This is a genomic window from Nocardia sp. FDAARGOS_372, assembly GCF_002554515.1.
Classification (GTDB): Bacteria; Actinomycetota; Actinomycetes; order Mycobacteriales; family Mycobacteriaceae; genus Nocardia; species Nocardia farcinica.
The window spans coordinates 53199-79319 of the sequence record NZ_PDDW01000002.1 but is presented as its reverse complement, the minus strand read 5'-3'; the positions used below and the strand labels follow the sequence as shown (position 1 = coordinate 79319).

Genomic DNA, 26121 nt, shown 5'->3' with positions numbered 1-26121 from the left:
CTCCGCGTGTCGGAGGTGGCAAAGACTTCGATTACTACGCGGCGGTTATCGTGTTCGCGTACACCTGTCACTGGCCTCCGGCCAGGCACTCTGCCACAGAGGAGCCTGGCCCGAGACCGGTAGTAGAGGCGAACTGCCGACCTTTTCATTACGAGTGTTGCAGACGTTTTCGGCACCCGGTTCGACCGGACCAACGACGCCCTTTCGCTTACAAGGCGAGTAGTTCGGATGGTCGGGGTCGCTGGAGCGCGGGGATAAATCCTGTATCGGACCGCACAGGGGTGTAGCGGCTCGGTAGGCAGGCTCTTGTTGGTGGCGCTGTTGCTGCTGGCCTCTGGCCGGGCGAGATCCTTCTGCTGAGGAGCCCGGATGTCCCGGCACTGCGCGAACTGTCACTTTTCTCGTCGGATCGGTCGCTGCACCCCACCTGTCTACGGTGCCCGCTCATGTCCGATAACGACCGAACACCAGCACCTTCCGGTGATCCCGAGCCTTCTGACGCCAGCCCGGCGAACCCTCATGGCAGGTGGAGGCAGAGGCTGCGCCGAGCGGGACGCGTTGTGATCACCACAGGCACCTTCATCGAGCGCATCGAGACGGTTGTGCGTCTCATCGACCTGTTGAGCGGCCTGCTGAGCTGAGTCCCAAGCCTCTAGGCTGAGACCTGGGATGCGTTCGGTCGGCGTCGAATACCGGGCCGGGCCTGCGTTGGAGCCTCCGGGCGTCGGATCAGGAGTCCGATTGCCTGCGCTGGAGATGGTGGCGGCGGTGTGCCGGTTATTGGCGGCAGACCCAGCTGTGGGGGTTGTCGGTGTCGAGGGCGAGCGCGTGGCCTAGACGGTTGTTGACGCAGAAGGCGTCGGTGTCGAGGAAAAGGCTGGAGAGCAGGCCGCCGCCGGGCAGTTTGGAGGGTTGTTCGCAGCGCCAGGAGTAGGCGTTGCCGGGTGCGATCAGGATGGGGTGGCCGGCGTAGGCGTGGGGGGTTTCGGGGTATTGGGTTGCGCATTGGGCGTGCAAGTCCAGTGGCACGTCGGCGGCGGCCGCGGTGGGGCAGCCGAGAAAAGCTGTGCAGAGGGCGGCCGCGGCGACGGTACCTAAGACGGTCAGGATCTTTGTTCTCGGACGGCTCTCGGACATGTCTGCACTCTCCGTTGCATTGATGAATGTATTACGGTATTGCATGAATGATCTGCTGGGAAGGGGTCGGGCGTTACGAAGACCGCCGACAGGCATGTGACCCGCCACTACTATGGCGCGGTGGTCGAGATGAACACTGCCAAGCTGAAGACGCTGGCACTGAAAGTCCTTGAGATAGTGAGTCTCCCGGACACAGTGACTCATGAATCCATCGATGTGGCGGTGTTGAGCACCGCGATGGAGACCGCACGCTTGAATGCCGGGATGGAGAAGGAGTCGGGCGGGAACCTGCCGGATTGGCCTCTCCTGCTGGGCGGGCACGTGGCGTTCATGATGCTTCGCCGAGGCAATGAGATCGTCTTGGACCCGGCGCTGGAGCTGCGGGATCCCCGATTGGTCGCTCTGGGATTGACCTACATCGAGGGCGCGGCGCTGATCTTGGCCACCCTGGTCGTGGAAACGGCCGCGGGGCCGAACTCGGCGACGATGGAGCCGACCACTCACCCGGCCGCGACCCGGGACTTCCACTGCCTGGCGGAAGTGATTCCCCACGACGACTACAGCGCCCAGACCGCGGTGCCCGCGCTGGTCGATGTCCTGCGCCGTTTCACGATTCCCGAAGCGTCTGTGCCGGACCCGTTCTCCCTGCAGAGCATCCTTCCGCCGGGCCGGATCAAGAACAAGGTGGCCCTGCTCGAGCGGCGCATCAACGGCCTGAGCCTGCCGACAAGGCTCGCCTTCACCGCCGGTCTGGCGATCGCGGGGATTGTCGCTGGCTATCTTGCGGGAAGTTCGCACGGCCCGACCGAGAACCCGGACATCGTCACCGCGACCGAGATCGCGCTCCCACCGGGGTTCCCGGAAACCTATGTCGGGCCGGCGGTGCCGAATGTGGTGGCCCGTGTGCTCGTCCACGAAAGCGAGCAGCAGCCCCATCCCCGCATGCAGTCGGTCGCCGGAGACCTTCCCGACGACGCGTTCGTGACCGGGGTCGATCACCGGCTGAGAGCCGAGATCCACTTGGGCTGGCGTGATCCCGCCCTGGGCACCGATCAGAACATCGAGCTGGCGTTGGGGCTCGATGCGGGACTGACGATCACGCCCGGCACGACGATGCTCGTCAACGACGCCAACGCCGCCCCCGGCATCGGCGCCCTGCAGCTGGCCACGACCTACACCCCCGTCGCGATGGACGAAGAAGGCGAGATCGTCTACCAGTTCGAGCTCGCCGTCAGCTCCGATCCCGCCCTGTTCTTCTGCGGCTACAATCTGCGCCCGATCAACGTTCTGGTCCGGGACGGCAACAGCCCGGTCCTGGTGACGGCCATGCCGGTCTATGTGCTCAAGAGCTGCCCCTGATCGTGAGTATCCCGCCCTCACGATCGTCTCCGTGTCCCCCGTGGCGAGGCTCCTAGCGAGTCGACCGCTGACGGGACCCCGCCGCGACGGCGGCCTGCCTGGACTCCGAGCTCAATTCATCGAGCGCGGCCTCGGCCGCCTCGAACTCCGCCCGCAGCTCGGCCTTGAGCACATCGACATTGCTCTCCGAACTGCGCAGCATCTCCGAGATCGTCGCGCGCAGCAGCTGGGACTCGGTCATCCGCCGCGCCCGCGCGATCGCAGCGAAATGCCGCGCTGTCTCCTCGTCGACGCGGACCTGCAAGGTCTTGGTCTTCCCGGCCGGTTTGCTCTTCCCTTCGCCGCGCATGGCGTCATCCCTTCGTCGAGTCGCCGCGATCACTCGCAAGTGGTCATACGTCCATTATGGCCTACAACCTGCCTGAATATGTACACCCGAGCCGCTTGTCTCATCAACAGCAAAGCATCTTGATAGACACACTTGACGTATATTTGTAATACAAATATGTTGTAGTTCACGGTCGCGCACCGGCGACCGGAACGACGGCGGAACCACACCTCGACCTCCGCCAGAAGGAAGGTAGCCAGCAATGACCAGCGCCATCCGTAAGGCCAGCATCACCGTCGTGAGCACGGCGGCGATCCTGCTCAGCGGCACCACCGCCGCCATCGCCGCACCGACCACCCCCACCGCTCCGGCGGTGTCGCAGGTGGTCGGCGAACCGCTCGGCGCCACGCAGGAGGCGGCCGCGGAGACCGTCGCCGCCCCGGCGCTTGCCAACCTGCGGCCGGAAGTGACTCCGGTGAAGCGGAACTGGGCGGCCGACACGGCCATGTTCGCCGGATGCCTCGGCGGCTTCGGCTTCGTCGCCGCCCCGATCGTCGCCGGCTTCATGTTCGGCGGCCCCGGCGGCGCGGTTGCGGCCGCCAAGGCATGGATCCCGCGCCTGGGCCCGGTCGGCGGCGGCATCCTCAAGTGGTGCATGGCCTCGGTCCTGGGGATCCGCATGTAGCCTGGCCCCACACGCAACCGCCCCGCTTCCGTCTCGGAAGCGGGGCGGTTTTCGTCGTGAAGGCTGGCCGTATGCAGTCTCACCAGGTGGGGGTCGGCTTCGTCGTCGACAGTTACCACGTCGTGCCCGAGCCCGTGCTCACCATCGCCGTGAGTTAGAACAACGGGAGAGACAAGAGGTTGTCGTCCCACTTACCGTTGGCATGGGTCCTCAGGTACGGCTCTTTTCCGGCTTCGCGTACCACTCCGACTTCCACGCGGGAGTGCGGGCCTTGTACGAAGGCTCTGTTGCCATCGTCCAGCCACTCCACCGCTTGCGGCTTGGTCATGAAACCTGTCTCCCCATCGTGCTCTTGGCGCCACTTCACGTGGGGGGGCTGCTGCAGGGGTAGGTGACACCTGATGTGGCTTGCCTTCGGGTGGGCTGGAAGGATGTCGCTGTGCCCAAGCCTTATCCCCGCGAGTTCCGTGACGATGTCGTCCGGGTGGCTCGCAACCGTGATGACGGGGTGACGTTGGAGCAGGTCGCCGCGGATTTCGGGATCCACCCGATGACGCTGTCGAAATGGATGCGGCAAACCGATGTCGACGATGGTGTGAAACCGGGCATGACCTCAAGCGAGGCGGCGGAGCTTCGGGAAGCCAGGCGCCGGATTCGGCTGCTGGAGCAGGAGAACGAGGTTCTCAAACGAGCCGCCGCCTATTTTGCGCAGGCGAATCTGCCGGGAAAATGACCTACCCGCTCGTCCGTGAGCTGGCCGACGACGGGATTCCCGTCGCGGTGACGTGCCGGGTGTTGGGGCTGGCCCGCCAGCCCTACTACCGGTGGCTCGCCGAACCGGTTACGACTGCCGAACTCGACGAGGCGTATCGAGCGAACGCGCTGTTCGATGCTCACCGTGACGATCCGGAGTTCGGGTACCGGTTTCTCGCTGACGAGGCTCGGGCCGCGGGCGAGCCGATGGCCGATCGCACCGCGTGGCGGATCTGCTCGGCACGAGGTTGGTGGAGCGTGTTCGGCAAGAAGCGCGGCGGGAAGGGCAGACCGGGCCCGCCGGTGCACGAGGACCTGGTCCGCCGCAACTTCACCGCCGATGCCCCGAACCAGCTGTGGCTATCGGACATTTCCGAACATTGGACCGGTGAGGGCAAGCTCTACATCTGCGCAGTGAAGGACGTGTTCTCCAACCGGATCGTCGGGTATTCCATCGACTCCCGCATGAAGTCGGTGCTTGCGGTCCGGGCACTCAACAATGCTGTCGCCCGGCGCGGCGACGTTGCCGGATGTGTGCTTCACAGCGACCGCGGGTCGCAATTTCGAAGCCGGAAGTTCGTGCACGCCTTGACTCGTCACGGCATGACAGGGTCGATGGGCAGGGTAGGCGCGGCCGGTGACAACGCCGCGATGGAAAGCTTCTTCGCGCTCTTGCAGCGCAACGTCCTGGACCGCCGATCCTGGTCCACGCGTGAGGAGTTGCGCATCGCGATCGTCACCTGGATCGAACGCACCTACCACCGGCGGCGCCGGCAGACCGGCCTCGGGCGTTTGACGCCCGTCGAATACGAAGTAATCATGACCCCACCGGCCAGTCAGGCCGCGTGACCGAACCTGTCACCGAATCCTGCATCAGTCCCGGGTGATGTGCTCGTTTCTGGTCCCCCCGGGCGACATACGCCGATGAGTGAACAAAACCGCCACCTTCTACTCCTTTGCTCCACACAGGTTCCCGACTGCCCTGTCATAGCAGTTACGTCTGACAACAATGGACACGCTGCTAACTGCGAGCCGACCGCGACCACGCCAGGGGCGGACTGTGCTCCGGTCCGACGATGCCGGTGTGGTGATTGCCGAGTGGGGTGATGCCGACGAGGTGACGGCGCGTGCGGGTGGTGGGGCGCCGCAGGAAGGGGTTCAGGCTGCGTCGTCTCGGCGGTCCGGCAGCGGTGCGCCTCCGCGCGAACTTCTCCCGCCCGAGTCGCTCGGCATTGGCCTTTCCGCGTCCGGCGCCCGGACTCCCATGCTTCTTCCTCCTGTTGATCGGATACGGGCGGGTCTCCACCGCCGAGCAGAACCGCGACCACCAGATCGACGCCCTGCACCGCGCCGGCGTCGCCACCGGCTGTCTGCGGGGCGGATTTGGGACACCGGGCGCCGCGCGATGCCATCGGAGACTGTTGCCTGATAACTATGGTTATCGGGCAAGATAGGGCCCGAACGGGTCGAGCGAGCTGGCACAACGACTCTCGGCGCGGACCGTTCGATTCCTGGTTGGTGGGCAACTCGGCGAAGGAGGAACGAACCTCCGAACCGATGCCCCGCGTCAGTCTTGGTGGTTGCCGCGGCCGTTCTCCTACTCCGCCGCTCGCCCACCGTTAGGTGGGGCAGCCGCCCAGGTCCCGGCGGGCTGCTGCTCGGGATGGGTACGGGTTCCTAGGGGCTTGTCCGCCCTCGGAGCCAGCCGGAAATGACCAGGCGAGCTACCTGTAGCCGCCCGTAATCTCGATCCGTGACCTTCCCGAAGATGACGGATGCACAGAGGCGTGAACTGGCAGAGATCGCCGCGCGCGCTTTCCGGGCCACCGCGCCGCACTGGCCGACGATCGACCTCATGGGGTCCCTGCAGTCGAGCTTGCCGACGGACATCCCATGGCCGCGACTTGAGCCGATAAGGCTGGATCCTGGCCTGTTTCAGCACATGGAAGCCGCCATCGATGTCACCCACTCACTCCGCTCGGCGGTCTTCGACGGAATCCTGGCCGGCGTCCATCTGCCTAGGCTGGATATTCCGACCTTCGATGTCGCCCGGCCGATGCCCCAGCTTCCGGCGGTCGATGTGCAGCGAATGCTTCGCCACCACATCCCGGCGCCGGGCGATCTCATTCCGCCGGGAGTCCAGGAGCTCATCGACTCGCTCTTCGCGCGATACCCGGCCAACTGGCCTATGGGTGAGGAGGCTCTGGACTTGGATCTCGCGCAGCAGATCGTCGAGAACGAGGGCATCCCGATCGTGTACATTCCGCGGGCGGATATCGTCTCCGAACTTGCGCAAGCCCCGGATCGTGCCGGACGCGATGCCATCCTGGTGGCCCGAACATCCGAGATCTTGGACGACTGTGCAGCAGCGGTGGACTCCCAGCTCGACCCACTGGTCGCCGAGCAGCGGCCACTGCTCCTGAAGGCCATCGCTGCCCTCGCCGACGGGCACCACGAAGCGGCGCAAGCGCTCGGCGTAAGCGTGTGCAACACACAGATCGAAGCGCACATCGACAACAAATCCGGCAAGGCGAAGCACCAGTGCAGGGTGACCAACCTGGAAGTGGCATTCCAGGAGGATCGTTTGCGGTACGTGCTCGGTGTTGCGCCGGTCGTGAACCTGCTGACGGACTGGAATCCGAAGTCCGGCAAGCCGAGGCCGGTGCCCCTTTCGCGCCACGTCGTCGCGCACCAGGCGCACCCCGATCACTTCACCCCGGAGAACGCAGTCCTGGCGGTCATGGTGGCCACGAGCCTGATGCTGGCCCTCGACGAGAGGTATTCATGGCCTACTGACTGAAGTAGAGCGATCCGAACCGATTACCGAGCGCCTCGGGAGAGCCTCCCTTGCGGCGCTGGAGCAGGGGCATGTCAGCGAGTATCTGGCCCAGAGTTCGGACCGATCAGCAGGATTGTTGCTGATGCAAATCTTGACGTTGTATAGTCTTCAAAGCTTGACGTATCGCAATATTTAGGCGAGTCTGGAGGGGACAGAAACCGCTTGAACAGTGACATCAGCGACCTTGCGGCTTGGGCGCGCTCTCAGGGCTGGCGGGTAGTGGACACCACGAGGGGATATACGCAGTTCTTTGATCCGGACGGGGAGTACATCGCGCAGTATCCGGCTACACCGAGCAATCCTCGCCGTCGGATGGCTGACCTGAAAGTGAAATTGAAGGCTGCCGGCCTTCAGGTTCCGCCCCCCAGCAAGAAAGAGCAGCGTGCTGTACGCCGCAAGGCATCGACGGAAGGAGCGTGAGATCAGTGATCTGGGTAGTGACCTTGCGCTATAGCTCGGCTGAGATCGACCGAGAAGAGCTCACGATGTGGGAAGAAGAGCTCGCGGATGTCGATGCCACGGCGGGACGGCTCCCCGGTGTTGCGGTCATGTTGAGCGTCTATATCGAAGCAGAGGATCCGGTGGAGGCGGCCGGACTCGCTGCTGCGCTTGTTCGGCCTGTCACCGGCCTGTCTCCTGTGGCGGTTGAAGTGGTCGATGAGGAGACCCACTTCGCCGAGGCGGACGCGCCCAACCTGCCGCAGTTGGTATCTGCGGCGGAGGTTGCGGACGAGTTGGAGGTCTCGCGTCAGCGTGTGCACCAGCTTCAGGGCACTGTCGGGTTTCCTGAGCCTCTGTATCGGCTGAGGACGGGGCCGGTTTGGGATGCTCGTGCGATCAAGGCATTCGCGAGCAGGTGGGACCGGCGGCCCGGCCGTAGGGGTGCAGACGCCAAGGAACCAGAATCTCCATCTCCGCGCAGCTCCAAACCGACGAAGATGCGGGGAAGTTCCACTAAGTACAAGCAGCTCCGTGTCCCGAGTGGAAAAACGGGTGCTTGGGTAGCTGGAGTCTCGGAGGCGGGGCAGACCTCTCGTCGTCGCGCCCGCAAGGCCTAGCTGGGAGGAAACGGCACATCCCGTGCAACGGCCCTCAGGGGTCACTGACGAAGCGGCAGGCCCGGAGTTGGCGGTAGCGAATGTGGTTACCGCCGCCGTCGGAAGTAGAGCTTGTCCGGCTTTCCGTCGACCTTCTCGGTGTGGACACGCTCGTATCCAGCTCTACTGATCGATCTCAGGCTCTGCGGGTTGTCGCCGGCGACAATGCAACCGAAGGTTTGAACTCCGGCTGCGGCGACGTGTTCGCTGATGGCATGTTTCGCCGCCGATGCGTATCCGCGGCTGCGGTGCTGTCGGTCGATGTAGGTCACCGTCCCGAGCAACGGGTAGTCGGCAGGATCATCAAGTTCTCGGTTAAGCGGGCTGTGGCTGCGTGGCTGGTCCTGGATCTGTGCCGATATCAACCCCACGGGTTGCTCGTCGACGAAGATGACCCAGTTGTGGACCCGGCCAGTGCGCGTTTCGGCGCCGGGGACGTGCTTGAGTTCGTGGTCGGGCATCCCGATCCGGGAGATGAACTCGTCGGTGCGCACCCATTCGAGGACTCGTGCCCGGATCGCTTCGTCGCAGTCGGTGAAGTAGCGGAGATGCACCATGGCGGCACACCGTATCGAACAGTGGTGGAGCTGTCCCCATGCGATGGCGGGATCTACCAGGCGCCGCCCAGCGGCCCTACGTCGTCGGAGAGGTCATCGTCGTCAAACGGGTCGGAGCTGTGGACGAGATCGAAGAGCTCTTCGAAACTCAGGTGGTCGAAATCCTCTGGAGTGAGGTCGGGGTTCTCGTCACGAAGTTGGAGGACACGCCGCACCTTGAGCTCCTCGTAGTCCTCTTCTCTCATCCGGCGGCGCTGGTGCTCACGACGGCGTTCCTCCCAGCCCTCAGGGTCGGCAGCCCGCGCAGCGAGTATTCGAGCGCACTCAGGACATGCGTCTGCGCCGTTGCTGTCGAACGGCAGCGGCAGCAGCACACGAACGGGATGGCGGCAGACTGCGGACAACCCGTCCCAACTCTGGATGAAGTCGAGCGCTGGAGGGCGTCGCCAGAAGGCGTGGACGCGGCCGGGCTCCTCGAGTAGTTGTGGCTCCCAGTAGCCGTCGGCGTCGCGCTCGTTGGAGTACTCCTCCAGCGCCGATCCGGTGTCTTCGTACTTCACGACCACCTCCTGCCGCAGATTCGCCGGAACAATAGCGACCACGACCGAAGATGTCGATGTGCCACGTAGGCCGGTGTCAGGCAGTGGCGCGAAGGTAGGCGTAGACGGTTTCGCGGCTGACTCCGAACTCTCTCGCGAGGGCGGATTTCGGCTCGCCGGCTGCCGCGCGCTCGCGCAGCGCCGTCACCTGGTCGGCGGTGAGTGCGGGCTTTCGGCCCTTGTAGGCGCCGCGGGCCTTCGCCGTGGCGATGCCTTCGCGCTGGCGTTCCAGGATCAGGGCGCGTTCGAATTCGGCGAAGGCGCCCATGACCGACAGCATCAGGGTGGCCATGGGGGAGTCCTCGCCGGTGAAGGTCAGTGCCTCTTTGACGAACTCGACGCGTACGCCTTTGCCGGTGAGCTGTCGGACGAGGCGTCGGAGGTCGTCGAGGTTGCGGGCGAGGCGGTCCATGGAGTGCACGAGCACGGTGTCGCCGTCGCGGACGAAGGCGAGCATCTCCTGGAGGGCGGGCCGTTTGGCGTTCTTGCCGGTGACCTTGTCGGTGAAGACGCGCTCGACGTCGATGCCGTCGAGTTGTCGGTCGGTGTTCTGGTCGACGGTCGAGACCCTGATGTAGCCGACGCGCACCGCGCCCTCCCCCTGCTTGTCCGGATCCGGCCGCGACTGCGGCTGGTTGTCAGGTTGGAATCTAAGAACTCATCGGACGAGTGTCAAGAAATTCGGTTTCGGACTCTATTCGGACGCAAGACGTCTCGGTCAGGGGTGTCTAGTTGGGCTCTACCCCAAATTGACGTCGCGACGAACGTGATACGCCTAGCGTCAGGTCAGTGAGTCGCCTCCCGCGCAGCCGCGAGATTTCCACGAATCAAACGGGTGGTGGGGTGCTCCGCCCCAAGAAGCTCCTTGGAGATGGTGAGGGTTCGTTCGTAGAGCGGGATTGCCTCGTCCAGTCGTCCCAGCAACTGGTAGGCGCCGGCAAGGTTGTTGTAGGAGATCAAGGTGTCGGGGTGCTTGACGCCCAGGATTCTCTCCCGATCGGTGAGGGTCTGCTGGTAGAGCGGGATTGCCTCGTCCAGTCGTCCCGCCGACTGATAGGCGCCGGCAAGGTTGTTGCGGGAGATCAAGGTGTGGGGGTGCTCGTCGCCCAATATGCGCTCCCGATCGGTGAGGGTCTGCTGGTAGAGCGGGATTGCCTCGTCCAGCCGTCCCGCCGACTTGTAGATGTAGGCAAGGTTGTTGCGGGAGATCAAGGTGTCGGGGTGCTTGACGCCCAGGATTCTCTCCCGATCGGTGAGGGTCTGCTGGTAGAGCGGGATTGCCTCGTCCAGCCGTCCCGCCGACTGATAGGCGCCAGCGAGGTTGCCACGGGAGATCAAGGTGTGGGGGTGCTCGTCGCCCAATATGCGCTCCCGATCCGCCAGTGTCTGCTCTAGCAGAGGGATTGCCGCCTCCAGTCGTCCCGTTGACTCATAAGCGAAAGCGAGGTTGCTACGGAAGGTCAAGGTATTGGGGTGCTCGGTGCCCAGTATGCGTTCGGAGTCGGTGAGGACCTGTTCGTAGAGCGGGATTGCCTCGTCCAGCCGTCCCACCGATCGGTAGGCGTAGGCGAGGTTGCTACGGGATTTCAGGGTGTCGGGGTGCTCGGTGCCCAGTATGCGTTCGGAGTCGGTGAGGACCTGTTCGTAGAGCGGGATTGCCTCGTCCAGTCGTCCCACCGACTGGTAGGCGTAGGCGAGGTTGCTACGGGATTTCAGGGTGTCGGGGTGCTCGGTGCCCAGTATGCGTTCGGAGTCGGTGAGGACCTGTTCGTAGAGCGGGATTGCCTCGTCCAGCCGTCCCACCGACTGGTAGGCGTAGGCGAGGTTGTTGCGCGCGGCCATGGTCTCGGGGTGGTCGGGTCCGAGAATCCGCTCCTGACCGGTGCGGGCCTGTTCGTAGAGCGGGATTGCCTCGTCCAGCCGTCCCACCGACTGGTAGGCGCCGGCGAGGTTGCCACGGGAGGCCAGAGTGTGGGGGTGCTCGGCACCTAGCACCCGCTCGTATTCGGTCAAAGCTTGGCGATAGTAGATTAGCGCGCTTGTGTGCATACCCTGATCGAGCACGAATTGCCCGGCGCGCGTGAGGATCTGCGCCTTGGCGTCGGTAACAGAGGTGCTTTGGACCTTTCCCGTGAAGGTGTCCACGTGGGTCAATAGAGCCCGCCACGTCAGCCAGGTGCCCGGATCTTGATGATCAGGGAGGCAGGCAAGCAAGACGTCTGCGGCTTGGTCTCGGGCTTGTTCAATCGCGGTCGGGTCACGGTGAGGGTCGGTGGGATCAGGCGTGCACGCTACAGCCTGTACGAGGCGGTGGATTGACACAGTGTTGGTGGTCAGGTCGGGGGTGATCATGTTGTAGGCGGTGAGGACCCCGAGGGCGGTATTGAGTGTGGGTGGGTCCGTGATGCTCTGGCACATGGAAAGCGGGATGGCGTCGGGGGCATACCAGGCCAGGACACGCAGCAGTTCTGCCGCCATCGGCTGGATGGTGGTGATGCGGTCGAGGGTGACCCGCCAGATCTGGGCGATGGTGCGTTCGGCATCGGTGTCCACGCCGCCGTGCCCGAGTGTTTCGGCGGGGTAGGTGTCGAGCGTCTGCAGGTAGGCCCGTGGGGTGAGGAACGGGTTCTGCGCCAAATAGGCGCCGGCTTGTTCGATCGCCAGCGGCAGATGCCCCAGCTCGGCGCACAACTCGACAGCCCCGTCCTCGTCGCGAGGACCGCTGGCGGTGAGCAGACCGGTGAGTAGTTCCAGGGACTCGGTGGGGTCGAGCACGTCCAAACGGATGACTGCGGTGCCCGTCGGCCAGCCGGTCGCGCGGCGGCTGGTGACCACGATCCGCCCACCTGTCCCGGCGCGGGCCAGGACGGGGTTGATGTCGGTGACGTCCTCGACGTTGTCGAGGACGAGTAGCCATCCGGTGTGGGTGGCCAGCCACTGCAGCCCTCGCTCGGCGAGTTGTTCGACCTCCAGCACCGTGGATAAGGCTGGCTGCAGTGCGGCCGCGAAACCCGCGAGACCTTGGGTGATCTCGGCAGGGGTGTCGGCGGTGAGCCAAAGGATCGGGGAGCAACCGTGGGTGCGGGTGGCGGCCCAGTGTGCGACCAGGGTGGTTTTGCCGATCCCACCGAGCCCGTGCACGGCCTGCACCACCACCTGCCCCGCACTCGCGAGCATGGTGTCGAGCTTGTCCAGTTCGGTGGTGCGGCCGACGAAGTTCGCTGGCCGGATGGGCAGGTTGTCGATGCCAGGTGGGGCGTCGACCTCGGAGATGGGGCGGTACGCCTCCGCCGGGAGCTCAACTATCCGGGCAGTGGCGTTGTCTCCGGTCTGAACCAGGCGAGCGTCTCCGCTGACTGCGACCGAGCGCGCACCTTCCGCGTGCACGCCACCGACCACAGTCCCGGAGGGCTTCCGACCGTCGGGGGCAGGCATATTCGAGGCCCGGTCACTATTGGTCGCCGGTGGTGACGCCGCCGGCGTCTCCCCCGACCGCCGCCGAACGCTCCCCGCTGGCTGTCACCGATCCCGGTGCAGGCGAAGCCGTGGATGGTGGTGGTGTCGGAACTGTCTGGGGTGCGGTCGAGTTGTCGCCGGTGCTGATCCAACCCGCGTTACCGCCCACCGCCACACTGCGAGCACCCGATGCTTCGACTGAACGTGCTGGCTCGGCCAGGGGCGTGGACGACTGCTGCTTCCGGTACTGCCAGATCGCGGTCGCGATCCCGACCACGGTCAACACCGCGATCAGCACCCACATCCACCAGGGCCCGCCCCCGGTGGCGAGGTTCACCACTATCGCCACCACGACGTTCACCACCACCGATACCGCGATCGGCACCGCCACCGGCCATAACGACCCCGATCCCGAACTCATAACCGTCTCCCCACATGACACCCGGCCGACCACCAGCCAGAACACCCACAACCTAACCGAGAAACGCCGCACAACAACGTCATACGGGAGACCGACACCACGACCCGGCGCAAAACCCCTCGACGATGTCGACCTGAGGCATGTCCGACCGGCTACCTCCGGTTTGGGCGCCTTACCGGCGGCCAGGAGCGGGGCCCCGTCGCCGTCGAATTCTTGTCGCCTTGGCCGTTGGGGAACGCCTGGCTCTGTTGTCGGCCCGCAGCAAACCCGCCACCGGTGTCGAGCTGGGGTGTACTCCAAATCCACAGCGATGCGCCAGCGCGGGAGGGCGCGGGCCACACTCTACGATTTCGAAGTGACGACCAGGCTGTGGGCTGGAGCAGGGATAAGCGACTGCACTGAGGCGGGGGTGGACTGCATGCCCGGTTTCGGCATGTTTCTGGTGGAACTTGTTGCGCTGGGGTTGTTCCTGATCGTCTGGTTCGTCTCGGTCCCGATAGCGACTGTCTCGATCTTGTCCGTGGCGAATACTGCTGGACGTCGCGTCGCGTGGTTGGCGGTGGTGTGGTTGGTGCCGGTGGTCGGTGCCTTGGCCTGGTACTTCCGTGCCCGTTCTCGCGTGGCGTGCGACGTCGACGACGGACGACCGGTCTGAAGGTCAGGCTGTATTGGTCTCGGTGAGGTAGCGGTAGAGAAGCGCGCGGGAGACCCGAACGCGGCTGCGACCCAGGTCGGGCTCTGTTCGGCGTTCGGGTCGGCCCACGATCGATGGTTCCAAAATTTATAGCTGAGGCGAATAATTGTCTGGATGAGCAGGATGTCGCTACAGCGGTACTTGCCGTGCTGGTGATCGTGACAGCTGGCTGCGGATCCTCTGACACGACCAGTACGTCCTCCGCGACGAGCGCGCCGGTAGCGGCGCCGAGCGCCGGTTTGGAGTCCGGTCCGACGAGTCCTTTGGGCGGGACGCTGAAGATATGGGGTGGGGCGAATCTGTCCGACAAGACGCAGTTGGCCGAGTACACCGTGTCCAATCCTCGGACGCTCGATGGGCGCTGGACGGTGGATGTCGTCATCGCATGCAGGCAGGGAAATGGCTATGTACCGGGCACGTTCGAGGTGTTGACCACGGCTGGACGCCGCCTCGAGCAGTTCAACCCCTACTCTGCGAGCGGCGGGCAGCTCAGCCTCGCCGGAGCCTTGATCGCCGGTGAACGACGTGAGGGCTACATTTCCTTCGAGGTCCCAGCCGACGATCAGGTCGCCAAGGTTGTCCTCTATCACGGCACCTTGAACCCGCCCGCGGCGTTCTGGACTGTTGGCAGCTAGCCGGGCCCGCCGTATGCACTGCTCTGCAGGGTGATGGATCCGGTCTCGGCCTGGGCAGGGCTGGTGGGTCTTGCTTACGGTGTCGGACCGTTCGCTCAGCCCTGCCGGACCGGCCGCAGCAGGCGCCGCCACCGCGACGGCCTTTCCTGCGGTGCGGGGATGTACTCGGTGGTGGCCGGCCACGTGCCGGTGTCGGTGGGGCGGACTGATCCTTCGCCGACGACCCGGGTGCCGATCGTCCAGCGTCCCTGGATCGCGGCCAGCGGGGTCGTGGTGAGGTCTTGCAGGCTGGTGGTGGCCTCGTCGGTGGTCGGGTGCAGCGATAGGTACAGGACCTCACCGGTGGTGTCGGTGACGACCAGGACGGCGACCGCTGCCGCGAGTTTGTCCTTGGCCAGGACAGCGTTGACGGCCAGGCCGCTGCCGGGTGCGGCGCCGAACCGGTCGACGACCTCGGCGCGGGTCTGCGCCAGCCCGAGGATGATCGCCCGGCGGGCGATGACGTCCTGACCGACACCGAACTGCTCGCACAGCTGCTGGATACGCGGGGGCGGTTCGGCGGCCCAGTGGCCGATCAGGGCCTCGTCGGCGGCAGTGTCCCAGTAGGGCAGGTTCTCGCGGGTGTGGACTTCACGTACCCAGGTGTCCCAGTCGAAGTCGGGTGCTTCGGCCAGCCGCCGCAGCATCGGCAGGGCACCCTTCTTGCTGGTGGCGTTGTCCACCAGCAGCAGTGCCCGACTACGTACCCCGCCGACTTCACGGTCGATGTGTGCGGCGATCTCCTCATCGGTCATGCCGAGCGCGAGCGCCTCGAACAACAACCGGTAATCGCTCTCGCACCACACCGCGCCGACACGCTCCCGCCCTGTCCCCATGACTGAATGATGCACGCAGGCAACGACATCTCCGCCGGCGATCGCTGCCGGACCGGCTCCGCCCTGCCTCGAACCTGCCTCTGACCTGTGTTGATTCCGGTTTCGAGCAGGCTGTCGAGACCCGCGCCGAGGTGCTACACCGGAAGGGTAGGGGAACCGAGGAAGGAGAGGATCGTGTCGAAGTCAGACAAGGACGGCGGCAAGATGACCGCTGAGGCGGCCTCCCGCATCCAATCGGCGGCCGCGAAGAACCCGGAATCGTCGTCGGCGAAGTCCGGGTTCGCGCCCCGCGCCCAGTCCAGCGCAGCCAAGGACGGCGGCAAGAAGTAGCCGACCCGGAACGTAGATCAGCCCAGGGGTTCGCGCCCTGGGCTGATCTATGTCACGGGTGGCGGACTACCTGCTTTCGATCACCGTCCGATCTCTTCACCGTGCAGGTGCCGGATGCGCGGTGGGCGGGTCGGGCCGGTGGCCTGTGTGGTGATGGCCGGGCTGGTGGTGCAGGCGCGGGGCCTGGTGGAGTGGCCGGCGGTGGCGGCTTGCCGTTGGGCGATGGCGTCGTCGCGGGCGGCGGCGATCGCGGTGATCCGGTCCTTCCACCGCCCGCGGCGTTCGATCGCGGCCTGCCCGGCCTGGCCGGCGTCGCGGGCGTGACCGTCGACGACCTCACGGATGGTGGTCATGGCCTCAGGGCCGATCCGGGTGTCGCGCAGGTGTTGTCCGAGGCGGGTGCGTCGGGTGAGGAATTCCTCGCGGTCGGAGTCCAAACCCAGCAGCGACCCGCCATAAGCCACGCTGTCCAGGGTGCTGCCGATCGCCGACACCGAGGATGCGAGTTTGCCGTGATCACGGTGGCTCAGGTCGACACCCGCGTCGCTGAGCAGTCGGGTCACTTCCTGGGTGACCGCCTTGGACAGGCGGCGACCAGGTTCATAGCTGCGTTTCTCATCGACAGCGGCTTTGCTGCGTTCGTCGACCCACATCAGCTCCGGCAGTTCGGATTCGCTGTTGATGGTGCCGGTGTCGATGTCGCGGATGACGGCGGTGAGGTGGTGGCGTTCGGCCGCGGTCAATCCTTTGCTGGTGGTGGCGGTGTCGAGCAGTTCGGTGCGGGCGGCGGTCATGCGTTCGATGCGGGCACCGATGTCGTCGCTGACCCCGAGGTTTTCGCGTTCGTCGTCGGTGAGGTCTTGGGTGGCGAGGTAGTCGATGTCGCTGTGATGCTCGCGGGCTTCGGTCGCGTACTCGTGCAGCTGCTCGAAGACCTGGTCGCGGTCGGCCCAGCCCGGCCACACCTGGAACCCGATCTGTTCGAGCTCGTGCACGGTCGCGGCGCCGACCTCCCGCACGGCCTGCTGATCGGCGTCGGTCATCACCGCAATCTCTTCCGCGACCTGCGCGGGGGCGATACGGCCCTCGGTGAACCGTTCCAGCAGTCGCGGTATCCGGCCCCGGACTTCCTGTCCGGGGTCGACGAGCACCGGGGTGTCGAGCAGGTCGACCCCGGCGGTGTGGTCGGTCAGGTAGTCGACGGTGAACTCGATCAGTGCCCGGTCGGTGTCGGCGCACCGCACGCCAGCCAGCTCCCCGCGCAGCTGCTCCCGCCGCGTGGCCAAGTCGTTGCTGCCCGCCGGGGTCGCCTCAGCCCACGCCTGGACCGCCTGGTCGACCGCGGCAGCGGTGTGGTCGGGCAGCGCCAGCCCCGAGACGACGTCGACGATCGCGGCTTCCCGTGCCCGCATCGCGCTGGTTTCGGCGGTGGTCTGGGCGGTGGCCGCGTCGAAGCCGGGATCGATACTCACCTGCCAGGATTCGGGATCGACGTGCACACCCCACTCGGCGGCCAGCCCGCTGGTGATCTGTTCGGCGAGCCGGGCGGCGGTGTCCGAGCCCGGCGACCAGTACAGGGCATCGGCCAGCAGCGCGGTGTCGGTGTAGGGGTCACCGATCCCCCGGACCGCCGACAGTCGTGTTTCGGCCGCGTCGAGGTCACGGCGCAGTCCGGCCAGGTACCCGGCCTCGACCTCACCACCGGCGCGGGCGGCATGGTCGAGGTCGGTGTCGAGGCGGGTACGGCGGTCGCGGGCTTGGTTGGTCGCGACCAGGGCGTGCAGCCACGCCCTGCGCTGACCGAGCCCCTGCGGCCGGACCTGCCCGGTGGTGGATCCGTTGGTGGACATAGTGGTTTCCTCCTGGAGGGTGGGGGTTTCGGACCAGGTCAGTCCGAGGTCGGTGGGGGTGTGAAGGTCGGTGGCGGTGTAGCCGCGGCGTTCGGCGGCGCGGAGCTGGTGGGTGCGGGTGGCTTTCTCGATCGCCGCCAGTTGCCCTGGTGAGGGCACTCGTTTCGGGCGGGCGAGGGCGATGTCGAACAGGTGGGCCACCAGGCGGCGGCCGCGGCGCTGGCGGACCATGAGCGCGGCGACGTCCTGGCCGCCGGGTGACAGGCCGGCGTCGCGGAGTTGGCGGCGGGTTTTCAGGTGGGACGGGGCAGCCCGCCACGGGTAGGTGGCGGGCTGCTGGTCAGGCGTGGTCATCGGCTTCGTGCAGCTCGGGCCTCAGCGGCCGTTGCCCTGTTCGGGGCCGTTGTTCTTGTTGCGGTGGTTGATCCGCTGCATTCCGGCGCCGGGGCTGGTGGTGCGCGGGTTGAGCTTGGGCGGCTTCGCCGCGGCCGAGGGCGGGGTGGCGAAGGAGGATTCGGCGGCCATGCGTTCGGCGATCTGGTCGTCGTCGAGCCCGCCGGCGCGCAGCTGCTCCTGCATCGCTTGGGCTCGTTGCGGGCTGTCGTAGCCGCCATCGGCTTCGATGACGGCGGCGGTGCGGGAGACGATGACCGCTTCCCGGCGTCGTGCCCACTTGAAGGCGGCGTCAGCGACCCCACGGTGGGCCATCTCGACCGCACCGGTGGTGTTGTCGAGGTGCTCACGGACCTGCTGGCGCACCGGTTCGGGTACCGCCCCGGTATCGAGGATCTCGTCCAGGTCGCGGCGCTGGGTCCGGTGGGTGTTGTAGGCGATGCGCTGGGTGCGTTGGATGTCGACGATCGCCGCGGAGCGGTCGTCGGCGAACAACTGCTCCGGCACGGTGGGTTTGCCTGCCTCCACATCCCGCAGCACGGCCTTGATCTGATCGCGCTCCAGATCGTGGAGGCCTTTGCCGTCGGTGAGGGCTTTGCGGATCGCGGTCTTGTGGCTGGCGGCCTGCTTGGCCAGCTGGGTGGCGGTGACATCGTCGAGGTCTCCGGCCTTACCGGCGGCTTGTTCGGCTTTCGGCGCGAGGAGCGCGTAGACGCGGATGTGTTCGTCGAGTTCGTCGCGGTCGACGTGATCGGGCCACATCCGCGGATAGGCCCCGGCGGGGTTGGCGCGGATCGCCTTCCCGCGGGCGCGGGCGGCTTCCTGGTCCTCCACGGTCAGGACCGCGACCTCACGCGCGAGTTCCTCACGCACCTCGCTGGTGTCCGCCCCCACCTTCAGCTGCTCCTGATAGGTCTCGAGCAGTTTGTCGATGCGCGGCTTGGCCTCCTCCCCTGGATCCACCAACGGTGTGGCGTGACGACTCAACTCCTCAGCCGCCGACACCGTCTTGATGTCGGCGTTTTCCTCATCACCGATCGCGGCGGGGGTGCCGAGGTAGGCGGCGACGAACCGCAACCGGGTGCGGGTCTGCTGGGGGACCTTGCGGTCTTTGAGCTGGCGGGTCAGCGCGTCGAGCTTCTCGGCGCTGGGATCGGCGCGCCAGGACTCGATCGCGGCGTAGATTCCCACCTTCGCCGACTCGTCGAGATCGTCTTCACGCGCGACCATCTCGACCATCCGGTCTTGGGCTTTGCGGGCGCGGGCGGCAGCGGCGCGGTCCTGCTCGATCTCGGCCAACCGCTGGGCATCGGTGCCGGGGGCGATACTGGCCTGCCCAGTGTCGAGGTCGAGCTCCACACCCCAACGGCGCGAGACGTGCAGGGCCAGGTGGCCGAGTTCGTTTCCGGCGACCTCGCTCTGATCGCCCCACGTCGCGGCGTCGCGCACCGCGTCGGCGATCTCGGTGCGTGAGGCGGTGTCGTAGCCCTTCTGGCGCAGTTTGCGCAGCCGGACTTCGACAGCGGCCATCTCCGCGGCGGCGCGTTCCTCGGCGTCGCGGGCGGCTTGTTCGGACTTGCGGGCCGCCTCGGCGGCGGCGGCCGCGCGCTGGTGGACGGCTTTGGTCGCCATCAGCAGCATCTGCTGCATCAGCAACTTCATGAACACCGACCACTGACTGTGCATGTGGTCGACCTCGTCGGAATGCGGTGTCGTCTCGGCGGCGGGAGTGAGCAAGGATTCAGGCATCGGATGTCCTTGGGGAGAGGGCGTTTCGGCGGGGAACTCGGGCGCGGGCGACACCGCAGAGGGCGGTGGGGCCGGTCCGGCCACCGCCGCGGTCGTGGTGGCCGGCGGGGTGGGCACGGCGGTCAGGGCGCGGGTGTAGGGGTCCAGGTACGGGATCGGCACCAAATCAGCGATCCGATGCCCGGCCTCGAGATGGTCGGTGAGGTCCTTGCCGGTGGCGGCCTGCACCACCCGCACCCGTCCCACCAGCCCGGACAGGGTGGCCATGACCCGGTCGGCGCGGTGAAAGCCCGGCGCGTCGCGGTCGGCGACGATAACCACGGTGCGCGCCCCACGCAGCCACTCGGCATGCTCGGGCGACCACCCCGAGGCGCCGCCGGCGTTGGTGGTGGCCACCAACCCCGCTGCGGCGGCGTTGAGGGCGTCCTTCTCCCCCTCGACGAGGTAGATGGTGCGCCCGGCGGCGATCGCTTCACGAACCTGCGGCAGCTGGAACGGGATCTTGTCGAAACCGGTGCGCTCCCAACCACCGTGCCGGGAGTTCCAGGAGCGTTGGGAGAACGACTTGTCCCGCCCACCCTCGAAATCGGCCTCGCGGCGGATGACCTCACCGGCGACGGTGCCGTCAGCGCGGACGTAGGTGTAGGTGGCGGTCGACCTCCACGGCGAAACCTGCGCGCCGAGGTCACGTTTGGGTTTGTGCGCCGGGATGCCCGCCGCGCGCAGGGCACGATCGGATCGGGATTCCGCCCGCTTGGCTGGGCGCCGGGCCGGACCGGACCGCGCCCCACGCTCACCGCGCCGCAACGGGGTGTCGTAGAGGTCGGCCACCCGCAGCCCGACCGCGTCGAGAACCAGTTCGTCCTCACACCCGGCCTGGCAGCGGACCTTCGTGCGGCCGGCGTCGCCGAAATACTTCACCGACAACGACGGCCGATGATGACGACCATCACCCTCGTGCACCGGGCAGCAGTACTTCGTCCACGACCCTGACGGACGGCCCGGGCCCACCACCTGCTCCAGCGCGGTGGTGACCCGCACCCACGACCCCCGACCCGCCTCATGTGCTGGGACGGCCATCAGGGAAACTCCCGGATGACCACCCGGCGGGCCTGCCCGGTGGCGGGCGGCAGGTAGAGACTCGTCACCGGCAGCGCCGCCGTGGTGGTGTCGGGCTGCTGGTCCTCGATGTAGCCGTCGGCGAACTTCAGCGCGTCGGGGATCTCCACGACCGGCAGCTTGGTCAGGCGCCGCACATGCCCATCGGCGACCGAGCAGTAGCGGAACGGCCCGTTCTCGGGATCGAGCAGGCGGTCCATCATCGGGTCGGCGTGGTGCAGCCACCACACCGACATCTCCACCCCGTCGCCCTGGCGCATCCGCTCGAAGGACCGCCACAACGCCGCCAACCGGGCCACGGCCTCACCGTGGTCCCACCACACCGGGCACCAGCGAGCCTTCTTCTGGCTCCCCTCCCGGGTGACCTCGCGGCGGTAGACGCGGGCGAGGAACTCGGAGACGAACAGCTCCAGGTTGCGGTACTTCAGCTTCTCGACCGGGTCCTCACCCTGCTGGGGGTCGACCGCGGCCAGCGCGTCACGCACCGCCGCGACCCGCATCTCCTCGGCGACCTCCTCGGTGAGGACCTCATCGAGTGCGCCCTTGGCGATGAGCTGGGCGGCCTCGGCGACCTGGGAAGCGATCGCTTTGCGGACCGCACCGGTCAACGCCTCGGTCAGCTCCACCACCCCACCGACCCCCGCCCCGGCCCCTGCCCCGGTGTCGGTGTCGGTGTCGAGGGTGGTGAGGTCGATGTCGATGTCGCTGCTGCTGGTCGGGATATCGGTGCTGGTCATGCGGTTTTGCCTTTCTGGTCGGACAGTGGCGGCACCACCTGCAACCGCGGCCGCACGGGCTCGGTGGCGTTGGCGAGTTCGTCGAGAGCGGCGGCGATTTGGGCGGCGTAGGGGCGGTCCATCCAGGGCACGGTCTGGGCGAGCGTGGCCCGGTTGCCGGAGGTGAACACCACGCACCGCCCGCGCGGCATCGCCGCCAGATCACTCGGGTGCAGGGTGATTTCGGTGGTCCGCGACACCGAGTGCGAGCGGTGCCCGCCCTGGGCTTTGCTGACCGAGACCGACTGCTCGTAGTGCGGGCCGATCAACTCCGAGCGGGCGCGAAGGAACGCTTCGTCGTCCAGGCCGCCGCCGATGACCTTCACATTCGCCGCCGACCACAGCGCCTTCATGCCGTCCTCGCCCCAGCAGCGCACACCGGGGTAGCCGTAGCATTTGCCGAAAATCGGGCGGATATGGCGTTGTGTCTGGTCGATGATCCGCTCGGCCTGTTGGGTTGAAACGATCGTCTGTCTCGCCACCGGCTCCTGGTGGGCGCGGCGTATCCGCCCAGCTCGCCGACGATCCGATTCGGGTCAGGACTCGTGTGGGACGTAAGGGCCCGCAACCCAAGGGTTGTCAGGAAGTGCGAAGTAGCGGGGTCTTTACGACAGGCTGGTGAATTCTCAGGCTCGTGGTGGAGCATTGCTGACGATGCGGTGGATGGTGGAGCGGCCGACGCTGTATTCCTCGGCGAGGTCAGCGAGGCTCGCGTCGTCGGCGGGGTCGTGGTAGCGGCGGTGGATTGTTTTCCGTGCCGTGAGAGGTAGTTTCGGCTGTTTGCCTTTGAGTCTGCCTTTTGCGCGGGCTTTGGCCATGCCCTCGCGGGTGCGTAGGTGGTTGAGGTTGGCTTCGAATTCGGCGACCATGGCGAGGGTTTGCAGGAACAGCTTGCCGAACGGGTCTGCCCAGTCGTAGATCGAGCTCCCGAGTCCGAACAGCACATCGCGCTCGCGCAGTTCGGTCAGGGTCTGGCCTGCTTCGGCCATGTTGCGTGCGAATCGGTCGAACTTCGTCGTGGTCAGCACTACCTGTCGCTCGTCGATGGCCGCTGCGGCGGAGGTGGCGGCGGCGAGTGCGTTGTCCAGGCCGGCCCGGTTCTTGCGGGTGGTCCCGGAGAACCCTTTGTCGATGAAGATCCGCTCGCGCGGCACTCCGAGCGCCAGTAGTTGTTCGGTTTGGATCTCGACGTCTTGTTCGTCGGTGGAGCAGCGGCAGTATCCGATGCGGAACGGCTCACCCATGCCGAAAGTGTTCCAGATGGCGGGGGTTGACCGGCACAGTTTGCGGAACACCTCTACGGAACACCGGTGTGCTGGGCCGATGTTCGTTCTGCGTGGTGTTCCGGTTACGGATCGGGTTACGGAACAGGTCAGGGGGGTGTTATCGGTGTGTGGGGGTGTGTTGTGGGGTGAGGAAGTGGTTGACGTCGACGATGAGGAACAGGGCGGTGGCGGTGGTGACCACGTGGGCGCGGTCGTTTTCGATGGTGGCTTTCAGGTGGAGTTTGCGGCCGTCGCGGGAGTGGATGTGGGCGCGGAGGGTGTAGGGGGTGTCGAGCAGGATCGGGGCGAGGTAGTCGATGGCGAGGTGGCGGGTGACGGCGGGTTCCCCGACGGTGTAGAGCAGGAGTCCGAACAGTTCGTCGAGGACGGTGGCGACCGCGCCGCCGTGGGCGATCGCTGGGGCGCCGACGTGGCGGGAGTCGAAGCGGTGGTGGGCGTAGACGCCGTGTGCGTCGCGTCGGGCGCGTAGCCGGTGGCCGTGGGGATTGGCCGGTCCGCAGCCCAGGCAGTGGTCGTGGTGGGGCGGCAGGTCGACGGAGTCGGGTGCGAGCACGGGGAAGGCGGGGATCCAGTCCGGGACCTGCCGGGGCTCGGGTGTGTCAGTGCTGGGTGTGTTCTCGGTCATGGGCGCTTTCTGTGAGTGTGTTTAGGCGGTGATGAGGATGTCGCAGTGGGCTTTGCCGTCGAGCTCGATCGGTGGGGTGGACAGCAGCCGGGCCAGCAGCGGTGACCGGCGGTGGTGACAGCCAACTGGCGCAGTACGGGCAGGGCCGGATCCGTCGGTGCCGACGATGCTCGTGCGGTAGCCCATCATGACGGGCGTCTTTCACCAGGAGGGGAGTGCGGTGCCGGTGAGGGCGTCCTGGTGTGCGGGCGCGGTGTGCGGCCGGGGGCCAGGACGGCCAGCACGATCGCTGTGGCGGTGGTGAGGGCGGCCAGTGCGAGCGCGGCCTGGCCGCTGCCGTGCACGAACGCGGCTTGGGCGAACTCGGCCAGCGGCGCGGCCACCGGTCCGGCCTGGTCGGCGACTTGCAGGGCGGCGGCCAGGGAATCGGCGACCGGGCCGCGGGCGGGCTCGGGTAGCCGGGCCAAGGCGGGCTGGATGCGGTGGGTGTAGCCGGCGGCGAGGACGCTGCCGGCCACGGCGATCCCGATCGCGGCGCCGATCTCGCGGGCGGCGTCGTTGACCGCGGCGGCGACCCCGTGTTTGGCCTCTGGGGTGTCGGCGACGATGGCATAGGTTGCCGGGGCGGTGCACAATCCCAGGCCCGCGCTCATGATCAGCAGCGGCCACAGCAGGTCGGGATAGTTTGCGGCGAGGGTCAACCGGCTCACCAGCACCAGCCCGGCGGCGATGGTGAGCAGGCCGGTCACGGTCATCACCCGTAATCCGACCAGGCTCGACAGCCACGGCGCGATCACCGAGATCGCGACCAGCGGCACCACCATCGGCGCCAGTGCCAGCGCCGAGGCCAGCGGCCCGTAACCGAAGATCAGCTGCAGGTACTGCACCAGCAGCAGGAACACTCCGAAGGTGACCAGGAACTGGATGGTCACCGACAGCGACCCGGCACCGAAACCGCGGCGGGTGAACAACCGCACGTCCAGCAGCGGCGCCGCGCTGCGCAGTTCGACGACCACGAACGCCACCGCCGCGGCCACACCGATCCCGGCCGCGGCGGCGACGAGCGGGTCGGCCCAGCCGCGTGCGGGGACCTCGATCGCGGCGAACACGATCGCGGCGACCGCGACCGCCACCGTGCCCGCGCCGACCCAGTCCACCGGCGGATGCTCACGGTGGCGGGATTCGGCGATGGTGCACGCCAGCACCGCCAGCACCGTCCCGGCCACGGTCAACCCGACGAACACCGAGGGCCACGACCATCGTTCGAGCAGCACCCCGGCACCGAGGATCCCCAGCACCGCCCCGGATCCGGCGACCCCGGCCCATATCCCGACCGCCCGGCCGCGATGAACAGGGGCGAACCCCGCGGTCAGGATCGACAGCGTCGAGGGCATCACCAGCGCCGCGCCCGCCCCGGCCAGCGCGCGCGTCGCGATCAGCCACACCGGCTCGTCCAGCAGCAGCGGCAGCGCCGAGGCGGCGGCGAACACCACCAACCCCGCCACCAGCACCACACGGCGCCCGTAACGGTCACCGACGGCGCCGGCGGGCAGCACCAGACACGCCAGCACCAGTGTGTAGCCGTCGACGATCCAGGTCAGCTGAGCTTGGGTGGCCCCGGTCGCGACCGCGATCTGCGGCAACGCCGAATACAACGCCGCCATCGCCGCGACCACCAGCGCCACCGCCAGGCACGACACCGTCAGCATCCACCACTCGGCCCGGGTCCACCGGGCGATCTCGACAGTGTCCGTCCCAGGCGTGTCCACCGGCACCTCCCGACTTTAGAGACCGATAGTCTCTGTGCGAGACCATTCGTATCATAGGGGTCGGGGTGTGGGATAGAGTCCACTCACACCCACAGCCGCACGGCACGAACCGGAGGAACACGCGTCCATGACCGACCCGCACCCCGCGGACGACGAGCAGGCCGATCCGCGGCTGGCACGCTCACGCAACCGGTTGCTCGACGCGGCCACCCATCTGCTGTCCACCGGCGGTGTCGAGGCGGTCACCGTCGAAGCGGTCACCCGCGTATCGAAAGTCGCGCGCGCCACCCTCTACCGGCACTTCGGCAGCACCACCCATCTGCTCGCGGCGACCTTCGAACGGCTGCTCCCCCACGTCGACGCCCCCACCGGCACCACCCCGGTACGCGAGCAGCTCCTCACGCTGCTCACCACCCAAGCCGACCTCATCGAACAGGCCCCGGTACAGATGACCACCCTGGCCTGGCTGGCCATGGGATCCATCGACGACAACCACACCGACCCGGCCGCGCTCACCTCACTACGCGCCCGCGTCATCGAGCAATACCGCCGACCGTTCGACCAGATCCTCACCAGCCCCGACGCCCGCGCCACACTCGGCGAACTCGACACCACCTTCGCCATCATCGAACTCCTCGGCCCGATCGTGTTCGCCCGCCTCACCGGACTACGCACCATCGACCACGACGACTGCGCCCGGCTCGTCGACAACTTCCTCACCGCTCACTCAACAGCCACCGCATCAACCAGCCCGACCGGCACCGGCAGACCGTAACCACAGATCGGCCG

General features: G+C 66.8%; 27 protein-coding genes. 10 read left to right on the top strand and 17 right to left on the bottom strand.

From position 1 onward, the window contains the following. The first annotated feature begins 446 nt into the window (after positions 1–446). Complete coding sequence (locus CRM89_RS30605; protein WP_127516423.1) at positions 447–641, top strand: hypothetical protein; 195 nt, start codon at positions 447–449, stop codon at positions 639–641. A 136-nt stretch (positions 642–777) separates the two neighbouring features. On the opposite strand, the gene CRM89_RS29925 is transcribed toward CRM89_RS30605, so the two are convergent. Then, a complete protein-coding gene (locus CRM89_RS29925) occupies positions 778–1137 on the bottom strand; it encodes a hypothetical protein (protein WP_011212423.1) in 360 nt (119 codons plus the stop codon). 129 nt (positions 1138–1266) lie between these two features. On the opposite strand from CRM89_RS29925, the gene CRM89_RS29920 reads away from it, so the two are divergent. Continuing rightward, complete coding sequence (locus tag CRM89_RS29920) at positions 1267–2496, top strand: hypothetical protein (protein ID WP_228822196.1); 1230 nt, start codon at positions 1267–1269, stop codon at positions 2494–2496. A 52-nt stretch (positions 2497–2548) separates the two neighbouring features. Here the strand turns inward: CRM89_RS29920 and CRM89_RS29915 are convergent, their stop codons facing one another. Beyond that, positions 2549–2845 (bottom strand): hypothetical protein, encoded by a 297-nt coding sequence (locus CRM89_RS29915; protein WP_041561591.1) that lies wholly within the window; start codon positions 2843–2845, stop codon positions 2549–2551. Positions 2846–3086: 241 nt separating this feature from the next. Between CRM89_RS29915 and CRM89_RS29910 the strand changes: the two genes are divergently transcribed. Continuing rightward, positions 3087–3509 carry a hypothetical protein gene (locus CRM89_RS29910; RefSeq protein ID WP_011212420.1) on the top strand — a complete coding sequence of 141 codons (423 nt, stop codon included), beginning with the start codon at positions 3087–3089 and terminating at the stop codon, positions 3507–3509. A gap of 154 nt (positions 3510–3663) precedes the next feature. Here CRM89_RS29910 and CRM89_RS32345 read toward each other — a convergent pair whose 3' ends face one another. After that, the gene (locus tag CRM89_RS32345) at positions 3664–3837 is read right to left on the bottom strand and encodes a DUF3892 domain-containing protein (protein WP_098087182.1); all 174 of its coding nucleotides are present in this window, start codon (positions 3835–3837) and stop codon (positions 3664–3666) included. A gap of 111 nt (positions 3838–3948) precedes the next feature. On the opposite strand from CRM89_RS32345, the gene CRM89_RS29900 reads away from it, so the two are divergent. From CRM89_RS29900 to CRM89_RS30600, 3 genes are all read left to right on the top strand, one after another. Next, positions 3949–5111, top strand: a protein-coding gene (locus CRM89_RS29900) for an IS3 family transposase (RefSeq protein WP_098087181.1) whose coding sequence is annotated in 2 segments (ribosomal slippage) — positions 3949–4233 and positions 4236–5111 — 1161 coding nt in all. Because the reading frame shifts where the segments join, the coding sequence is not laid out codon by codon here. A gap of 904 nt (positions 5112–6015) precedes the next feature. Next, on the top strand, positions 6016–7062 hold the full coding sequence (locus tag CRM89_RS29890; RefSeq protein ID WP_050768388.1) for a hypothetical protein: 1047 nt from the start codon (positions 6016–6018) through the stop codon (positions 7060–7062). 455 nt (positions 7063–7517) lie between these two features. Further along, positions 7518–8159 carry a hypothetical protein gene (locus tag CRM89_RS30600; protein WP_127516419.1) on the top strand — a complete coding sequence of 214 codons (642 nt, stop codon included), beginning with the start codon at positions 7518–7520 and terminating at the stop codon, positions 8157–8159. Between the two features lie 86 nt (positions 8160–8245). On the opposite strand, the gene CRM89_RS29875 is transcribed toward CRM89_RS30600, so the two are convergent. From CRM89_RS29875 to CRM89_RS31255, 5 genes are all read right to left on the bottom strand, one after another. Continuing rightward, on the bottom strand, positions 8246–8755 hold the full coding sequence (locus tag CRM89_RS29875) for a GNAT family N-acetyltransferase (protein WP_011212415.1): 510 nt from the start codon (positions 8753–8755) through the stop codon (positions 8246–8248). Positions 8756–8808: 53 nt separating this feature from the next. Then, complete coding sequence (locus tag CRM89_RS30215; RefSeq protein WP_127516417.1) at positions 8809–9315, bottom strand: hypothetical protein; 507 nt, start codon at positions 9313–9315, stop codon at positions 8809–8811. A gap of 76 nt (positions 9316–9391) precedes the next feature. Next, positions 9392–9943 carry a recombinase family protein gene (locus tag CRM89_RS29865; protein ID WP_011212413.1) on the bottom strand — a complete coding sequence of 184 codons (552 nt, stop codon included), beginning with the start codon at positions 9941–9943 and terminating at the stop codon, positions 9392–9394. Between the two features lie 197 nt (positions 9944–10140). Then, complete coding sequence (locus tag CRM89_RS29860; RefSeq protein WP_050768387.1) at positions 10141–12741, bottom strand: tetratricopeptide repeat protein; 2601 nt, start codon at positions 12739–12741, stop codon at positions 10141–10143. 64 nt (positions 12742–12805) lie between these two features. Further along, positions 12806–13276: a hypothetical protein gene (locus tag CRM89_RS31255; RefSeq protein ID WP_172964649.1), complete on the bottom strand. Its 471-nt coding sequence runs from the start codon at positions 13274–13276 to the stop codon at positions 12806–12808. Positions 13277–13649: 373 nt separating this feature from the next. On the opposite strand from CRM89_RS31255, the gene CRM89_RS29850 reads away from it, so the two are divergent. Together CRM89_RS29850 and CRM89_RS29845 are read left to right on the top strand one after the other, a co-directional pair. Further along, positions 13650–13886 (top strand): PLDc N-terminal domain-containing protein, encoded by a 237-nt coding sequence (locus tag CRM89_RS29850; protein WP_157838502.1) that lies wholly within the window; start codon positions 13650–13652, stop codon positions 13884–13886. Positions 13887–14071: 185 nt separating this feature from the next. Continuing rightward, the gene (locus tag CRM89_RS29845; protein ID WP_127516413.1) at positions 14072–14560 is read left to right on the top strand and encodes a hypothetical protein; all 489 of its coding nucleotides are present in this window, start codon (positions 14072–14074) and stop codon (positions 14558–14560) included. Positions 14561–14655: 95 nt separating this feature from the next. On the opposite strand, the gene CRM89_RS29840 is transcribed toward CRM89_RS29845, so the two are convergent. Next, positions 14656–15435 carry a hypothetical protein gene (locus tag CRM89_RS29840; protein WP_011212409.1) on the bottom strand — a complete coding sequence of 260 codons (780 nt, stop codon included), beginning with the start codon at positions 15433–15435 and terminating at the stop codon, positions 14656–14658. Positions 15436–15609: 174 nt separating this feature from the next. Between CRM89_RS29840 and CRM89_RS31250 the strand changes: the two genes are divergently transcribed. Then, positions 15610–15765, top strand: coding sequence for a hypothetical protein (locus CRM89_RS31250; protein ID WP_157838501.1), 156 nt, complete (start codon positions 15610–15612; stop codon positions 15763–15765). 80 nt (positions 15766–15845) lie between these two features. Here CRM89_RS31250 and CRM89_RS29830 read toward each other — a convergent pair whose 3' ends face one another. From CRM89_RS29830 to CRM89_RS29800, 8 genes are all read right to left on the bottom strand, one after another. Continuing rightward, on the bottom strand, positions 15846–17969 hold the full coding sequence (locus tag CRM89_RS29830) for an RRQRL motif-containing zinc-binding protein (protein WP_011212407.1): 2124 nt from the start codon (positions 17967–17969) through the stop codon (positions 15846–15848). Positions 17970–17990: 21 nt separating this feature from the next. Further along, positions 17991–20837 carry a hypothetical protein gene (locus CRM89_RS29825; protein ID WP_011212406.1) on the bottom strand — a complete coding sequence of 949 codons (2847 nt, stop codon included), beginning with the start codon at positions 20835–20837 and terminating at the stop codon, positions 17991–17993. Then, the gene (locus tag CRM89_RS31940; RefSeq protein ID WP_011212405.1) at positions 20837–21613 is read right to left on the bottom strand and encodes a DUF4913 domain-containing protein; all 777 of its coding nucleotides are present in this window, start codon (positions 21611–21613) and stop codon (positions 20837–20839) included. Before CRM89_RS31940 ends, CRM89_RS29825 begins: the two co-directional genes overlap by 1 nt. After that, a complete protein-coding gene (locus tag CRM89_RS29815; protein WP_011212404.1) occupies positions 21610–22134 on the bottom strand; it encodes a TraM recognition domain-containing protein in 525 nt (174 codons plus the stop codon). The genes CRM89_RS31940 and CRM89_RS29815 overlap by 4 nt, the downstream gene beginning before the upstream one ends. A gap of 144 nt (positions 22135–22278) precedes the next feature. Further along, positions 22279–22896, bottom strand: a complete 618-nt coding sequence (locus CRM89_RS29810; protein ID WP_040801230.1) for a recombinase family protein — start codon at positions 22894–22896, stop codon at positions 22279–22281. Between the two features lie 139 nt (positions 22897–23035). After that, the gene (locus CRM89_RS29805) at positions 23036–23563 is read right to left on the bottom strand and encodes a PaaI family thioesterase (protein WP_011212402.1); all 528 of its coding nucleotides are present in this window, start codon (positions 23561–23563) and stop codon (positions 23036–23038) included. A gap of 21 nt (positions 23564–23584) precedes the next feature. Then, positions 23585–23752, bottom strand: coding sequence for a hypothetical protein (locus tag CRM89_RS31245; RefSeq protein ID WP_011212401.1), 168 nt, complete (start codon positions 23750–23752; stop codon positions 23585–23587). Continuing rightward, complete coding sequence (locus CRM89_RS29800; protein WP_228788098.1) at positions 23749–25272, bottom strand: MFS transporter; 1524 nt, start codon at positions 25270–25272, stop codon at positions 23749–23751. The genes CRM89_RS31245 and CRM89_RS29800 overlap by 4 nt, the downstream gene beginning before the upstream one ends. Positions 25273–25459: 187 nt before the next feature. On the opposite strand from CRM89_RS29800, the gene CRM89_RS29795 reads away from it, so the two are divergent. Next, positions 25460–26107, top strand: coding sequence for a TetR/AcrR family transcriptional regulator (locus CRM89_RS29795; protein ID WP_011212399.1), 648 nt, complete (start codon positions 25460–25462; stop codon positions 26105–26107). Positions 26108–26121 lie beyond the last annotated feature (14 nt).